Source organism: Bacillus sp. SIMBA_005 (assembly GCF_046535585.1).
Taxonomy (GTDB): Bacteria; Bacillota; Bacilli; order Bacillales; family Bacillaceae; genus Bacillus; species Bacillus pumilus.
Genome location: NZ_JAWRWI010000090.1, coordinates 1 through 376, shown reverse-complemented (window position 1 = coordinate 376; position 376 = coordinate 1). Strand labels below are relative to the sequence as shown.

Annotated in this window: 1 pseudogene; it reads right to left on the bottom strand. The window is 47.9% G+C overall.

The window, feature by feature from the left end:
• Positions 1-376 (bottom strand): annotated as a pseudogene (iolX, locus tag SB660_RS19240) (scyllo-inositol 2-dehydrogenase); the annotation flags it as partial.

Genomic DNA, 376 nt, shown 5'->3' with positions numbered 1-376 from the left:
AGCTCCAAGCAGTAGGCTTCATGAAAACGAGTTTGAAAGTCTGGAATGATATCAAAACTGCTCCCTTTAGCCGATAGGATGGTCACATGTTGATGTCTCAATGTTCCTATGAAAATACTGCCCTCTGTCCCGATCACCTCCGCCCGAATGTCATGTCCATATGGAGAGGTTCTGCTTGCCTCGACGTCCCCCGCTGCGCCGGAGTCAAATTCAATATACGTCAGCGCCTGATCCACATCACCGTACTGCTCCATAAACGGATTGTTCAGAATCCTGCCGTGTCCTGAAACAGAAGTGATTTCCGCCCCTAGCAAATAACGGGCAATATCATAGTCATGGATGGAACAGTCGATAAAAATTCCACCGCTGTGTTTGA